We start from the raw sequence: 13597 nt of genomic DNA, 5'->3' as shown, positions 1-13597 counted from the left end.
GATCGGGATAAGCTCCTGTTTATCAAACATGAACGAAAATCAGAAATTTTTGGAATTGACTCAATCCAAAAATCCATTTTCGGATATAGATGAAGTCTTTTTCGGGAATTCAATCGGGATAGCCAAGAAAGAAGAAATACGAGAAACTAAATCGCATAATGATAAAGCTATAGAGGTACCTCAGATTACAAAACTTGGATTTTTAAAAAAACAACAACACTTAACCACTACGGGTAATGATTGTTCTGTTTTTTTCAATGAATTGGAAAGGGAGTCCAATATTCACGAGGGTAGTAAGCCAAGCGAACATTTAATACCATTATTTTCCAAAAATTCAGGTAATCCTAACAAAGAAAATATAGATGACTTTGTTAAGGTGGAAAATACAAGGGTTACCCAAAAGAATAAGACTGAGCATAAACCATATAATATTCTTTGGATCGTTGCGGATGATTTGGGTAAAGATTTAGGTTGCTATGGAAACAAATTGGTGCAAACGCCCAATCTGGATAAATTGGCGTCGGAATCAGTTTTATTTGAGAACTTACACACTACAACCGCGGTATGTTCACCAAGCAGATCGGGTCTTATAACTGGTATGTATCCTGTCACATTGAGAGTACATCAGCATCGAACCCAGTTTAAGAGAAAACTTCCCGATACCATAAGTCCTATTACCGAGAATTTTAAGGAAGCTGGTTATTTTGTCACCAATGGAGGTGCTGACAACAAAGGAATTGGGAAAATGGATTATAATTTTGAAGCCACGTTTCAGGAAATGTATGATGGGACCCACTGGGACGAACGTGCTGATGGGCAACCATTTTTTTCTCAGATGCAAATTTTTTTCCCCCATCGTCCTTTTCATCGGGATTCTGTGAACCCTATTAATCCTAAAGAGGTGAAATTACCACCCTACTATCCTGACCATCCAATTTCAAGGAAGGATTGGGCGCTCTATCTAGAGACTGTTCAGTATGTTGATAAACAAGTTGGTCTCATTATAGATGGGTTGGAGGCAGATGGGTTGTTAAAAAACACCATCATATTTTTCTTTGGCGACCAGGGAAGACCACATGTACGCGCCAAACAGTTTTTATATGATTCCGGAACAAATACACCTTTAATGGTAAGGTTTCCAAAAGGATATAAAGCGGGAACAGTTTCCAATGAATTGATCAGCAATATTGATATTCCAGCTGCTACATTGGCTTTGGCTAATATTGAACTTCCATTGCATATGCAGGGGCGCAATTTTATATCCGAAAATAATAATCGAAAATATCTATATACAATGCGGGATAGGAGGGACGAGACGGTAGATAGGATAAGGGCTGTGCGTTCTAAAAAGTTTAAGTATATCAAAAACTATTATACGGAAAGGCCCTATACCCAATTCAATACCTATAAGGAAACAAAATATCCAACGCTAATACTAATGAAGGTGATGTATGATGAAAGAACTTTGGATCCAATTCAAAGTCGTTTTATGGATGATTTTCGCCCCGCTGAGGAATTATATGATTTGGATAACGATCCATTCGAGATTAACAATCTTGCCGATAACCCGTACTACAGAAATGAATTGTTAACGCATCGTAAAATACTGGATGAATGGGTGGCAAATAATGATTTTGGTAAATATCCAGAGGATTCAAATGAATTACGATTTGCCCAAAACAAAGCCTTGGATAGATACAAGAAGATTATGCGGCAAAGAAACTTACCTTTGAATGCCACATATGAGGAGCAATTACAATGGTGGATGAAAGAGCTTTTGGGCGTAAAGTGAAAACGATTGGATGACTTCTATTCCATCAAAAAAGCACAAACATGAAGAAGACTATGTTTTAATATTTTAATGTTTAAAAGTAAAGTAGTCACTTATTTTGGTAGTTTTCCCCTGCTTTTTCAATTCACTATTTTTGGTTTCCATATGTAATACGCACCACATTTTTCTCAAAAAAGAACATAGGATTTTATAAATATGGGGCTATGTGCATTAGTGAATTTCATTGGAATTTGTCTACATCTACAATGGCTATGTAAATTTTTCTGTTAGTAAACAGATAATTTTTGCATTCTTCTTTGTGTAATTCCATCTGCTAATTGTTAGATGTATCGGATTGTACCTTTAATTTTTTGAATTAAAAATGTCCAATCAAGCTGGTTGAAGCCACTATTACCTTGAATTTTTTGATACAGCTTTACGGGATGATAACCTTTTTGAAGGATTATACCTTTAGTATATATCTTTTTTTCGTCAAAGTTATAATCTGCATCGATTAGGTTGATTCCGTGTATTTTCAGAAAAAACGGGAATTTACCAGTTATTTTAAATGTATATTTTCCAGTGTTTTCGATATAAATATATTTGGTGATTTTTAAAATTCCTTCCGGAAATATTTTGTCCAAAACAAAGGAATTGGATACGCCTCTTAAAGTAGGTTTTAACCCATCGGTCTTGGGAATCCAGGGATATGATCCTTTAAAAAAAGACCAGTTATACAAGGTGTCAACAGCTGATTTATAACCAGGAACAGGAACTTGATCATAGGGTCTATTGGCGGTTGAGTCAGGCAACCGAAAACGTAAGATTTGATTTTGAAGTTTGGTCTGAAACTCGCTGGAAACCGACTCTTGAAGATTTCGCTTTTGAAAAGGATCATGTTTTAAATTATAAATTTCAAAAGAATCGTCAAATTTTGAAATATTGTACCGGACTGCAAGGGTATCCCCAAACCGGTACATTTGCATCTCGTTTCTTTTCCGTTTTCTATGTTGAGGATTTATAGAAGGGTAGTCGGGCGTTTGACCAGGATGGAAATACTCGATATAGACTGAACTGGTCTTATTTTTTTTAGTGCCCTTTAGTAAATCGAAAAACGAGTTCCCGTCAGAGTTTACTGGAGCTGGATTACCTAGAACATCGGCAAAAGTTGGCAACCAATCATAAAATGAAGTCGGTTCATCTATCTGGATATTTCCAAGGATTTCGTTGGGCCAGGAAACTATGGTCGGTACACGAACCCCTCCTTCCCAAAGATCTCGCTTCATACCATCGAATTCTCCAGCACTCCTAAAAAATTCAGGAGTGAATTTTTTGTAGTCTTTGGGCAGATAAGACTCATCTGATGGTCCGTTATCCGAAGTAAAGACAATAATAGTATTCTTGAATACTTGTAAATCTTTTAAGGTGGCAACAATATCGGCGACCTGGTGGTCTATTCTAGTGATAATTGTTGCGTATCTTTTAAATGTATCTGGCCATGGTTGCAAGGGGGTCGAAGGGTTTCCATCATGGTCATATTTTTTGTTTATATAAATTGGGTCAATCCATGAGTCGGGTACTCCCGTTGCTGAAGTTATCATGGAGCCTTGATTTCCGGTCCATAGTATGCCTTGATTTTCACCTATTTCCTTGGGATAAGCCATTGTAGGTAATTCAAGGACTGCATGGGGCGTATCGTAAGCTAAAAGCAGGAAAAATGGATTTTTCTTGTTTTTCTTGATCCATCTTTTGGCACCCGCCGTCCAAAGGTCCCCCGAATAGCATTTATCCAGCAAGGGTGAAATATTGGTAAAATTTTCCCAAACCTCTTTGGCACCTCTATAAATTCCTTCCTTAGGGTAATGTTCGTGACCATCCCTATGACGAATATACCCTAGAAAATAGTCAAACCCTCGATTTAGAGGATGAGCTTCCCAGTAGGGTGCTTCTCCAGTCCCCTGTAATCCCCACTTACCTATCAGTGCAGTATGATATCCGTTCCCTTGAAAAATGCTACCTAGCGTATGGTTATCGGCCAGTTGCTTGTCAAATTGATTGTTCCTGACATTGGCATGGCCTTGGCTCAATCCAGATAAGAGTGAGGCTCTGGATGGCGCACAAACCGGCGCCCCTGAATAATGATGCATAAGTACTGCACTTGACTTAGCCAGCAAATCTAAATTTGGTGTCTTGATAGTTGGAAAGTCGGGGTTTTCGAGAGAAAAATGCTGGTTTTTAAAATATTCGATATCTCCAAATCCAAGGTCGTCCATAAGAATGAATATAACATTGGGTTTTCTTTGACGATTCTTTGCTGAGCTTTGGTGGATGTTTGTTTGTGGTAAAACTGATGAAAAGGGGAAAATGATAAACACCAATAAAATTATGAGATGATATTTGGCGATGGGTCGGGTTTCCATTCTTTTAAATTTTCTAAACCAAAATTAAAGGATAAAAAGGTTTTGGAGGGTTAGATATCGTTCATCTTAGGTTACAGAAACAACAGATTCAGTGAACCACTAAAAGGGGGTAGAGAACTATTCCAAGTTTTGATTTTAAATGGATGAGGCAGATAGTAACGAACACCAATAAACGGAACATTATAGCCATGTAAAAATTGGGCTTGGTATTTTGTAATGCAGGTTATTGTATTAGTTTCTAGTGAGTTCAATTTTATCCGTCGAATGTGGTATGCTATGCCTGGCATTTCTAGGTAAGTCCTAATGCACTGTAAATAACGTTTATGTTACACTAATACTTTTCTCTAAGTATGCTCATATCATCATATAGTTTCTTGTCAATGACCTTGGCATAGATCTGAGTGGTCTTTAGTGATTGGTGCCCGAGCATCTTACTGACGGATTCAATGGAAATACCATTGGATAAGGTCACGGTGGTCGCAAAGGTGTGACGTGCCAAATGAAAGGTAAGTTTCTTTTTGATTCCACAAGCGGTAGCTATTTCCTTGAGATATTTGTTTGTTTTTTGGTTGCTAATCACCGGTAGTAGTGTTGCTGTAAGCAAACTTTGCGAATGGTCTTTGTACTTGCACAATATTTTTTCAGCAATGGGCAATAAAGGCACGCTGCTCATTGAGTCTGTTTTGGCCCTTTTGATTTTGATCAATCTTTTACCTTCAATGCCATTTACTATGTGATTATTTGAAAGTTTTTTGACGTCTACATAGGCCAATCCGGTAAAGCAACAAAAAACAAAAATGTCCCTTACCTGCTCCAAACTTTTTGATTCGAGTTGTAGATTGATCAGGGACCTAAGTTCTGCTTCGGTAAGGACATCCCTTTCCACTTTTTTCCATTCGGCCTTCCAGGAATAGAAAGGATCTTTTTTCACCCAATTATTGGCAAAGGCCATTCTCATGATTTTTTTGAAGTTGACCACATATTTGGTAACCGTATTCTGATTGCCGATTTTCTGGGTCTTTAAATAATGGTGGAATCCATTGACGAAGTTTAAATCTACCTCCATAACATATAGGTCAGACACTTTATATTGTTTTTGGATAAAGCCGGCAAGATGGTTCATGGTACGTACATGCCTGCGGTAAGCACCATAGGAATAGCCAGATCCGATCAACTCTTTTATCTTGGAATTGTGTTCTTCATAGATGGCAAGGAGGGTTTTGTGGGCAGTTCCTTTGCCCAGTAGTTTGTTTTTGATGGTCTCGGCATTGAAAGGCTTCTTTTTGACCACCAACTTTGAATGGATTTCATAAGCTTTGGATTCCAGCTTGTCCATATAGTGGTTCAACTCTTTGGCCCAAATGCTCGAGCCCTTTATCCTTCCTTTGGCCGAGCACCATTTTTCGGGGTTTGTTTTTCGTTTGATACTGAGTTCTGCCCTTTGACCGTTCACGGTAATTCTTAGATAGATACCGGCTTTTCCATTTTTGTCCAATCTGGAATTTCTTAAATAGAAGATTGAAGAGAATGTTTTTGTTTCCATTTGTCATCGATTTACTGATTCAATTTTGTTCCGGAACATTTGGAAAAAAATGTTCGCAGCGTTTTTAACATTGATCAGGTGCCATTTTTGCGGATTCAAAAAGTGCGCACCGAATTGCGCACCGCGATATATGGTACAATTTGATATCAAATGAAATCAATAAAAACAAAAAAGTCTGTAAATCAACTATTTACAGACTTTTTGAATTTCCATAAAATGGAAAAAGTGACCTGGCTGGGGCTCGAACCCAGGACCCTCTCCTTAAAAGGGAGATGCTCTACCAGCTGAGCTACCAGGTCTTTTTCAATGCCGGCGCGTTGCGCTAAGCGGGTGCAAATATAACATCAATAATCTATTTTACAAGGTGAATTAATGATAAATTTGACTTTTTTTAAATTCGCTTTTAAAATCAATATATGAGAGTAGTTTTGGTAGGATATATGGCAAGTGGAAAGTCGTCTGTGGGGAAGTTGTTGGCCAGGGAGTTAGGATTTCATTTTCTAGATTTGGATGAATATATTGAGCAGCAACAAAAAAAATCCATAAAAACCATTTTTTCGGAAAAAGGGGAAATCTTTTTCCGAAAGTTGGAACATGAAATGTTATCCGAAGTTTTGGATAAATACCAAGATTTGGTGCTTTCCACAGGAGGGGGCACGCCCTGCTACGGGAACAATATGGAGACCATTTTGCAAAAATCCGACCACTCCATCTATTTGCAATTGTCCATCCCTGCCTTGGTGGAACGGATTAAGGGTGAAAAAGAGAATCGTCCCTTGGTGAAAAACATCAAGAATGAAGACCTGCCCGAGTTTATTGGTAAACATCTTTTTGAGAGAAGCCAGTACTACGCGGAGGCAAAACATGTGTTGGAATGTGACGGTAAGGATTTAGAAACAGTGGTGTCCGAGGTAAAGCAATTTCTATTCTAAATAAACTGCATCATTTTTGGGCTGAAACTCCACTTTTATATGCTCATTTAGCGAGGTGGAAAGAGAAATCCCTTTAAAGTCAGCTTTAACCGGAAATTTTTTGTGGTTCCTGTTGACCAATACTGCCGTTTTCAACTGCTTTATAGGAGTCTTTAAAAAGTGGTGTACCCCATAGATCAACGTAGTGCCCGAGTTGAGCACATCGTCTACCAGTACTACCGACTTGTCCATATATTCCTCTTCAGGGATAGAGGTGCTGACCCCACTTTTCAAGGGGTTCTTTTTGTCCATTTCCACTTTACAAAGCACAATGTCTGCATCTGTAATGTCTTTTAAGACATTCGCTATTTTTTTGGCGAAGTTCATTCCGCCCCCATTTATACCCGCTACAATGATTTCTTTTCCGTCAACATTGCTCTCATAGATCTGATAGGCTATTCGTCTAACAATATGTTGAATTTGGCTGTGGGTCAATATACGGTTCATCATGGAATGGATAATTGAATCAAAGATATAAAACAGATCATTCAGATTCGTCCAAATAATCATCAATGTCCCTTCGGTCTTTTTTGGTGGGACGCCCCAATCCTTTCTTTCTATAATGGGTTTTGGCAAAGTTGAGTAGCTCGTTGTGCTCAAAGGCTTCTTTTGGTGTGGTGTCCTTTCGGTAGATATCAACCAATTTTGCACCGACCCTACTTTCTGGAAGGTCCAAAACCGTTAGCTCATAATCAATCTGGTTTTTCCGAAGTACCACCTTATCCATAGGATAAACCTCCCGAGAAGGCTTTACAACACTTCCATTGACCTTCACCTGTCCTTTTTTTACGGCTGTGGAAGCAACGTTTCGGGTTTTGTAATATCTAATACACCAAAGGTACTTGTCTATCCGCATAGGCTCTGCAAATCTTTGTTAATGCACCGAGCAAAAATAACGGAAAATTGTATCTTGCGCAGCTAAAAGACACACTTGATGAGGTACGGGATTATTGTTTCTTTGTTTTTAACATTGATATTCTTTTCATGCAGTAATGATGACAACGGCGGGGTGGACAGTACACCGCCAAGGGCATTATCAGAAGTAAGTCCGGAAGATGATGCTGAAATAAAAGAATTTTTGCAGACCCATTTCTATAATTACGAAGAGTTTCAATCGCCACCAGCCGATTTTGACTACAAAATTAAAATAGATACCATAGCGGGCGACAATGCTGGAAAAACACCACTCATTGATATGGTAAGGAGTGTGACCATTCCCGTGTCTACCAGTGAACATGGACTAAATATAGATAGAGAGGAAGATGTACCCCATGTGTTATATTACCTTTCTGCACGGCCCACTTTTGCTGAGTTGGATGAAATGGGAGCAAATCCTCCAATTGGAGCCTACCCTACGGTAGCCGATTCCGTTTATGTTAGGTATGAAGGGCGATTGTTGGATGGCACCACATTTGATGGGTCCTTTTTTAACCCTGTTTGGTTTGATTTAGCTCGATTACAGGATTTATCACAAGGAGCTAGAGGCTTTGCCGAAGGAATCCCTTTCTTGAAAACAGGTGGTGAGCCCATTGAAAATGGTGATGGCACTGTTAGCGTTGATGAATATGGCGTGGGTATGATACTATTTCCTTCTGGTTTGGGATATTTTAATTCTGTTCAGGGTCAGATTCCTTCCTATAGTCCGTTGTTATTCAATATTGATTTATTTACCTTGAACCGTACTGATCATGATAATGATGGCATTCCATCCATTGAAGAAGATGTCAATGGGAATGGATATTTGTATGATGATAATACCGATCAAGATGAGGAGGATAGGTTAAGGACAACACGTTTTGCTAACTTTCAGGATGGTGATGATGATGGTGATGGTATTTCTACCCGTAGCGAGATTACCGATGAATTTGGTGAAATTATTTTCCCATATCCCGATTCGGATGGTGATGGTATTCCTAACTATCTAGACCCAGATAATTAAAATAGGTAGTCTTAAAATATAAAAAAGGCCCGCTCATCCAAGCGGGCCTTTTTATTATACTATATTTCTGATTATAGCTTTAACGACAATGAAAAGATGACCTGGGAAGGTCTGGAATCAACCCTACCTGAAACATCGGTAATATTGTTTCCAATGAAGTTGGCTTCGTTTTCTGAGAATCCACGCTCATAGCGAATGTCAAAACCAAGTCTACCGATGTTTACTCCCGCACCAGCGTTCAATCCTACCGTAAAGTCATTTTCAACGTCCTCTATTTCCACATTTTCAAGGTCGTTCTTTAAGGTGTATTGAAAAGCAGGACCAGCAAACAAATGTAGAGGCCCCACGATTTTTACACCCAACAAGACCGGTAGGTCCAACTTGGATACATCATAATCTTGGGAGTCTCCATCCACATCATAGGAACTCTTGGTCTTGGTGTAGACCAATTCAGGTCTTAAGTAAATTTTTGGAAAATCCAATTTTCCCCAAAAACCAACATGGTATCCAGTTTTGCCATCGGCGCCTTCAACGATGTCTTGGCCCGAGTCTCCAACAGAACCAATAAGGTCTCCGTTCTTATTGTAATTTAAACCTGCTTTAATCCCAAAACCAGAACCGCTTTGGGCCATAGCAGCAGACCCTATTAGGGCCAACACTGCAACTAGAAGTGTTTTTTTCATAAGTGTTCATTTTAAAAGGTTGATGAAGAATATCACAAAAGTGATACCGAAAATTATTTTCGTTTCAACACTTTTAAAACGGCGGCTTCTATGGCTTTATTGTTCAGTCCGTATTTCTCCATCAACTGTTCTGGAGTACCACTTTCACCAAAAGTATCTTGTGTTGCCACAAATTCTTGAGGTGTAGGATGATGGGTTGCCAATACCCGGGCAACACTCTCACCAAGACCTCCCAAATAATTGTGCTCTTCGGCAGTAACCACGCATCCTGTTTTCTTCACGGAATCCAAAATCGCTTTATCATCCAAAGGTTTAATGGTGTGGATATTGATGACTTCCGCTGAAATTCCTTGGTTCTCCAAGCTTTCAGCAGCCAACAGTGCTTGCCATACCAAATGTCCGGTGGCAAGAATGGTTACGTCAGTTCCTTCATTGAGCATTAAGGCCTTTCCAATCTCAAATTCTTGGTCAACAGGAGTGAAGTTGGCCACTTTTGGTCGACCAAAACGCAAATAAACTGGACCATGGTGTTCAGCAATGGCAATGGTGGCAGCCTTGGTCTGGTTGTAGTCACATGGATTGATTACGGTCATGCCCGGAAGCATTTTCATTAAACCGATATCTTCCAAAATCTGATGGGTGGCCCCATCTTCACCCAAAGTAAGACCAGCGTGCGAAGCACAGATTTTTACATTTTTATCTGAATAGGCGATGGACTGACGAATTTGGTCATATACCCTTCCCGTAGCAAAGTTGGCGAAGGTAGAGGCAAAAGGAATCTTTCCGCCAATCGTTAAACCTGCAGCTATACCCATCATGTTGGCCTCTGCAATCCCAGTTTGAAAGAATCGCTCAGGATTTTCTTCAATAAACGTTTCAATTTTTAAAGAGCCTACCAAATCGGCACAAAGTGCTACCACGTTGGGGTTGGTTCTTCCCAATTCCGTCATTCCGGCCCCGTAACCGCTTCGGGTATCATTTTTTCCTTGATCAGTATATTTTGTCATTTTGTTTTGCTTCTAGAATTAATAATCACCTAAGGTCTCTGGGTTTTGGCCCAATGCGTTGGCCAACTGCTCGTCGTTGGGTGCTTTACCGTGCCATGCATGGGTGTGCATCATAAAGTCAACACCATTCCCCATCATAGTGGTCATAACAATGCAGACCGGCTTTCCTTTTCCAGTTCTGCTTTTGGCTTCCTTAAGGCCGGCAATGACCTGTTCCAGATCATTTCCATCTTCAATTTCCATAACATCCCATCCGAATGCCTTGAATTTTTCCGCTACATCCCCCAAAGGAAGTACGTCTTCTGTTGCACCATCAATTTGCTGTCCGTTGCGGTCCACTGTGGCAATCAAATTGTCCACTTTGTTTCCAGCGGCGTACATAATGGCCTCCCAGTTCTGACCTTCCTGAAGTTCACCATCACCATGAAGACTGAACACCAAGTGATCATCCCCATTCAATTTTTTGGCCAGAGCAGCCCCAATGGCAACCGACATTCCTTGTCCTAAAGACCCAGAGGCCACGCGCACTCCGGGCAAACCTTCATGGGTGGTAGGGTGTCCTTGTAAACGGGAGTCAATCAACCTAAAGGTGTTGAGCTCCTCAATAGGGAAATATCCTCTTCGCGCCAAAACACTATAAAATACGGGTGAGATATGTCCATTGGACAAGAAAAAGAGGTCTTCTCCTTTTCCATCCATGTCAAATCCTTCCTTAAGATCCATGATTTCATTGTATAGGGCGACAAAAAACTCGGTACATCCCAAAGAGCCTCCGGGGTGTCCTGAATTTACCTTGTGGACCATTCGTAAAATGTCCCTTCTCACCTGAACGACCAGGTCTTGTAATTCTTTTGTGTTTGGCATTAGTATTTAATTTTGAGGTACCAAAAATACAGGCATTAGGTCGGGTAAACAAGGAAGAAATGTATTTTTCACAAAATACTTCCCCGTTTAAACTTTATTTTTTTGTTAAGGGAAAGCGGGGATGAGTTGGCTATATTTGCGGTTTTAAATAGAAGCATTGAAGTTTAGCTTACTACAAAAGGATAATAAGAGCAAGGCCAGGGCAGGGGAAATCACTACAGACCATGGTATAATTCAAACCCCAATTTTTATGCCCGTGGGGACTGTGGCCTCTGTAAAAGGGGTGCATCAGCGCGAATTGAAGGATGAAATTGACCCAGATATTATTTTGGGAAATACCTACCATTTGTACTTGCGGCCCAAAACCTCCATTTTGGAAGAAGCCGGAGGTCTGCACAAGTTTATGGGTTGGGATCGCAATATATTGACAGATAGTGGGGGGTATCAAGTGTATTCGCTTTCCAACAATAGAAAAATCAAAGAGGAGGGGGTCAAGTTTAAGTCGCATATTGATGGTTCGCATCATTTTTTTACGCCAGAGAACGTTATGGAGATTCAGCGTACCATTGGCGCGGATATTATCATGGCCTTTGATGAATGCACACCCTATCCCTGTGATTACAACTATGCCAAACGTTCCATGCACTTAACGCATAGATGGTTGGATAGGTGTATTTCGCATTTGGAGAACCTCCCTTTTAAATATGGGTATTCCCAAACCTTTTTCCCAATAGTTCAAGGCTCCACGTATAAAGATTTACGGAAACAATCCGCGGAGTATATTGCTTCCGTTGGTGCGGAAGGCAATGCCATTGGCGGTCTCTCCGTAGGAGAACCTGCCGAAGAAATGTATGAAATGGCCGAATTGGTCTGTGATATTCTGCCAGAGGACAAGCCCCGTTACCTCATGGGTGTGGGTACACCTATTAATATATTGGAGAACATTGCATTGGGGGTGGATATGTTCGATTGCGTAATGCCCACTCGAAACGCCCGAAACGGGATGTTGTTCACCGCCCACGGCACCATCAATATAAAGAACAAAAAATGGGAAGATGATTTTTCGCCCATTGATGAAATGGGAATCACTTTTGTGGATACCGAATATTCCAAGGCTTATCTGAGGCATTTGTTCGCTGCCAACGAATATTTGGGCAAACAAATTGCCACCATTCACAATCTCGGTTTTTACCTCTGGTTGGTTCGGACGGCAAGAGAGCGTATTTTAGCTGGGGATTTCTTGGAATGGAAAACCCAAATGGTGCAACAAATGGATAAACGATTGTAATGCTGACCATACTTGATAAGTACATCTTAAAACGCTATCTGGTCACCTTTTTGGGGATGCTCATGCTCTTTGTACCTATTGGGATTATGGCCAATTTGGCTGAAAAGATTGGGAAAATCATAGACAATGAGGCCCCATTGGCCGAAGTAATCGTGTTCTACGGTAATTTTACCTTGGTCATTGGAAATTTACTGCTTCCCGTTTTCCTGTTTTTATCCATCATATTTTTTACCTCCAAATTGGCAAGTAATACCGAGATTGTGGCCATTTTGAGCTCTGGGGTGTCCTATGGACGATTTTTAAGGCCCTATTTAATAGGTGCAACCCTAGTGGCCATTCTTATTTTTATGATGGGAATGTTCATCGTGCCCCATGCCAGTATCGGCTTTAATGAATTTGAATACAAATATTTTAAGCGGGGAAAACAAGATCGGGTCACGGACAACATCTTCAATCAATTGAATGAAAATGACTATCTCTATGTAAGTAGTTTTGACCCAAATAGAAAGATAGGATACAACTTTACCTATGAGCATTTTGATTCCATAAAGCAGTTGGATTATAAAATTTCAGCGAGTAATATTCGATGGATTGATAAGGATAGCATATACCGATTGACCAATTACTCCAAACGGAAACTTCAAAATAATGTGGAGGTAATTGAGACCCAGCGCAGGCTGGATACGCTGTTCACCTTTAAGTTGGAAGACCTCACCCCGGTTTCCTATGTGGCGGAGACCAAAAACCTGTTCGAACTGAACGATTTTATTGAGGATCAAAAACGAAAAGGGGCCTCCAACATCAATGCCTATATTTTAGTAAAATACAAAAGATGGGCCCTACCGATTGCCGCCTTTATTCTTACCATAATTGCGGTAGCGGTTTCCTCGGTAAAACGAAGGGGAGGTATGGGACTCAACTTGGCGTTTGGTATTGGCGTTGCATTTGTATATATCTTTTTTGATAAGGTTTTTGGAACCTTGGCGGAGCAATCTGGATTTTCACCTTTGTTGGCCGTGATAATTCCCAATCTTATTTTCGGGGTATTTGCCGTCTACATGTTGATGAAAGCCAAACGTTAACCCGCCTAAAACTGTTATCTTGTTGATGT

Annotated in this window: 12 protein-coding genes and 1 tRNA gene; 5 read left to right on the top strand and 8 right to left on the bottom strand. The window is 40.2% G+C overall.

Annotated features, from left to right (window positions below):
- Window positions 1-28: 28 nt before the first annotated feature.
- Entirely contained in the window at window positions 29-1792 is a 1764-nt protein-coding gene (locus tag AB1A65_RS13880; RefSeq protein WP_366590267.1) for a sulfatase, read from the top strand.
- Between the two features lie 320 nt (window positions 1793-2112).
- Here the strand turns inward: AB1A65_RS13880 and AB1A65_RS13875 are convergent, their stop codons facing one another.
- The 3 genes from AB1A65_RS13875 to AB1A65_RS13865 all read right to left on the bottom strand — a co-directional run bounded on the left by AB1A65_RS13875 (window position 2113) and on the right by AB1A65_RS13865 (window position 6033).
- On the bottom strand, window positions 2113-4191 hold the full coding sequence (locus AB1A65_RS13875) for a sulfatase-like hydrolase/transferase (protein WP_366590264.1): 2079 nt from the start codon (window positions 4189-4191) through the stop codon (window positions 2113-2115).
- Window positions 4192-4522: 331 nt separating this feature from the next.
- Window positions 4523-5734, bottom strand: a complete 1212-nt coding sequence (locus AB1A65_RS13870) for a site-specific integrase (protein ID WP_366590261.1) — start codon at window positions 5732-5734, stop codon at window positions 4523-4525.
- 226 nt (window positions 5735-5960) lie between these two features.
- Window positions 5961-6033 (bottom strand) — tRNA-Lys (locus tag AB1A65_RS13865).
- 117 nt (window positions 6034-6150) lie between these two features.
- On the opposite strand from AB1A65_RS13865, the gene AB1A65_RS13860 reads away from it, so the two are divergent.
- Window positions 6151-6666, top strand: coding sequence for a shikimate kinase (locus AB1A65_RS13860; protein WP_366590258.1), 516 nt, complete (start codon window positions 6151-6153; stop codon window positions 6664-6666).
- On the opposite strand, the gene AB1A65_RS13855 is transcribed toward AB1A65_RS13860, so the two are convergent.
- Both AB1A65_RS13855 and AB1A65_RS13850 read right to left on the bottom strand, forming a co-directional pair.
- Window positions 6658-7155, bottom strand: coding sequence for a phosphoribosyltransferase family protein (locus AB1A65_RS13855; RefSeq protein ID WP_366590256.1), 498 nt, complete (start codon window positions 7153-7155; stop codon window positions 6658-6660). The two genes, AB1A65_RS13860 and AB1A65_RS13855, sit on opposite strands and share 9 nt — an antisense overlap.
- A gap of 34 nt (window positions 7156-7189) precedes the next feature.
- The gene (locus AB1A65_RS13850; protein ID WP_366590254.1) at window positions 7190-7561 is read right to left on the bottom strand and encodes a S4 domain-containing protein; all 372 of its coding nucleotides are present in this window, start codon (window positions 7559-7561) and stop codon (window positions 7190-7192) included.
- A 78-nt stretch (window positions 7562-7639) separates the two neighbouring features.
- Here AB1A65_RS13850 and AB1A65_RS13845 point away from each other — a divergent pair, with 78 nt between their 5' ends.
- Window positions 7640-8644 (top strand): hypothetical protein, encoded by a 1005-nt coding sequence (locus AB1A65_RS13845; RefSeq protein ID WP_366590251.1) that lies wholly within the window; start codon window positions 7640-7642, stop codon window positions 8642-8644.
- 71 nt (window positions 8645-8715) lie between these two features.
- Here AB1A65_RS13845 and AB1A65_RS13840 read toward each other — a convergent pair whose 3' ends face one another.
- Genes AB1A65_RS13840 through AB1A65_RS13830 form a run of 3 tightly spaced genes read right to left on the bottom strand, consistent with a single transcriptional unit; the run spans window position 8716 to window position 11198 of the window.
- On the bottom strand, window positions 8716-9327 hold the full coding sequence (locus AB1A65_RS13840; RefSeq protein ID WP_366590248.1) for an outer membrane beta-barrel protein: 612 nt from the start codon (window positions 9325-9327) through the stop codon (window positions 8716-8718).
- Between the two features lie 53 nt (window positions 9328-9380).
- A complete protein-coding gene (locus AB1A65_RS13835; RefSeq protein WP_366590245.1) occupies window positions 9381-10334 on the bottom strand; it encodes a transketolase C-terminal domain-containing protein in 954 nt (317 codons plus the stop codon).
- An 18-nt stretch (window positions 10335-10352) separates the two neighbouring features.
- Window positions 10353-11198, bottom strand: a complete 846-nt coding sequence (locus AB1A65_RS13830; protein ID WP_366590243.1) for a transketolase — start codon at window positions 11196-11198, stop codon at window positions 10353-10355.
- Between the two features lie 157 nt (window positions 11199-11355).
- Here AB1A65_RS13830 and tgt point away from each other — a divergent pair, with 157 nt between their 5' ends.
- A complete protein-coding gene (gene tgt, locus AB1A65_RS13825) occupies window positions 11356-12486 on the top strand; it encodes a tRNA guanosine(34) transglycosylase Tgt (RefSeq protein WP_366590241.1) in 1131 nt (376 codons plus the stop codon).
- A complete protein-coding gene (locus tag AB1A65_RS13820) occupies window positions 12486-13568 on the top strand; it encodes an LptF/LptG family permease (protein WP_366590238.1) in 1083 nt (360 codons plus the stop codon). Before tgt ends, AB1A65_RS13820 begins: the two co-directional genes overlap by 1 nt.
- Window positions 13569-13597 lie beyond the last annotated feature (29 nt).

It is taken from the genome of Allomuricauda sp. ANG21 (assembly GCF_040705235.1).
Classification (GTDB): Bacteria; Bacteroidota; Bacteroidia; order Flavobacteriales; family Flavobacteriaceae; genus Flagellimonas; species Flagellimonas marina.
This window is presented reverse-complemented; position numbering and strand designations above follow the sequence as displayed.

Excerpts from the sequence above, each read along its gene's own strand:
- AB1A65_RS13855 (WP_366590256.1), bottom strand. The coding sequence starts at position 7,155 with ATGATGAACCGTATATTGACCCACAGCCAAATTCAACATATTGTTAGA.
- AB1A65_RS13870 (WP_366590261.1), bottom strand. The coding sequence starts at position 5,734 with ATGGAAACAAAAACATTCTCTTCAATCTTCTATTTAAGAAATTCCAGA.
- AB1A65_RS13840 (WP_366590248.1), bottom strand. The coding sequence starts at position 9,327 with ATGAAAAAAACACTTCTAGTTGCAGTGTTGGCCCTAATAGGGTCTGCT.
- AB1A65_RS13880 (WP_366590267.1), top strand. The coding sequence starts at position 29 with ATGAACGAAAATCAGAAATTTTTGGAATTGACTCAATCCAAAAATCCA.
- AB1A65_RS13845 (WP_366590251.1), top strand. The coding sequence starts at position 7,640 with ATGAGGTACGGGATTATTGTTTCTTTGTTTTTAACATTGATATTCTTT.
- AB1A65_RS13835 (WP_366590245.1), bottom strand. The coding sequence starts at position 10,334 with ATGACAAAATATACTGATCAAGGAAAAAATGATACCCGAAGCGGTTAC.
- AB1A65_RS13875 (WP_366590264.1), bottom strand. The coding sequence starts at position 4,191 with ATGGAAACCCGACCCATCGCCAAATATCATCTCATAATTTTATTGGTG.
- AB1A65_RS13850 (WP_366590254.1), bottom strand. The coding sequence starts at position 7,561 with ATGCGGATAGACAAGTACCTTTGGTGTATTAGATATTACAAAACCCGA.
- AB1A65_RS13860 (WP_366590258.1), top strand. The coding sequence starts at position 6,151 with ATGAGAGTAGTTTTGGTAGGATATATGGCAAGTGGAAAGTCGTCTGTG.
- AB1A65_RS13830 (WP_366590243.1), bottom strand. The coding sequence starts at position 11,198 with ATGCCAAACACAAAAGAATTACAAGACCTGGTCGTTCAGGTGAGAAGG.
- AB1A65_RS13820 (WP_366590238.1), top strand. The coding sequence starts at position 12,486 with ATGCTGACCATACTTGATAAGTACATCTTAAAACGCTATCTGGTCACC.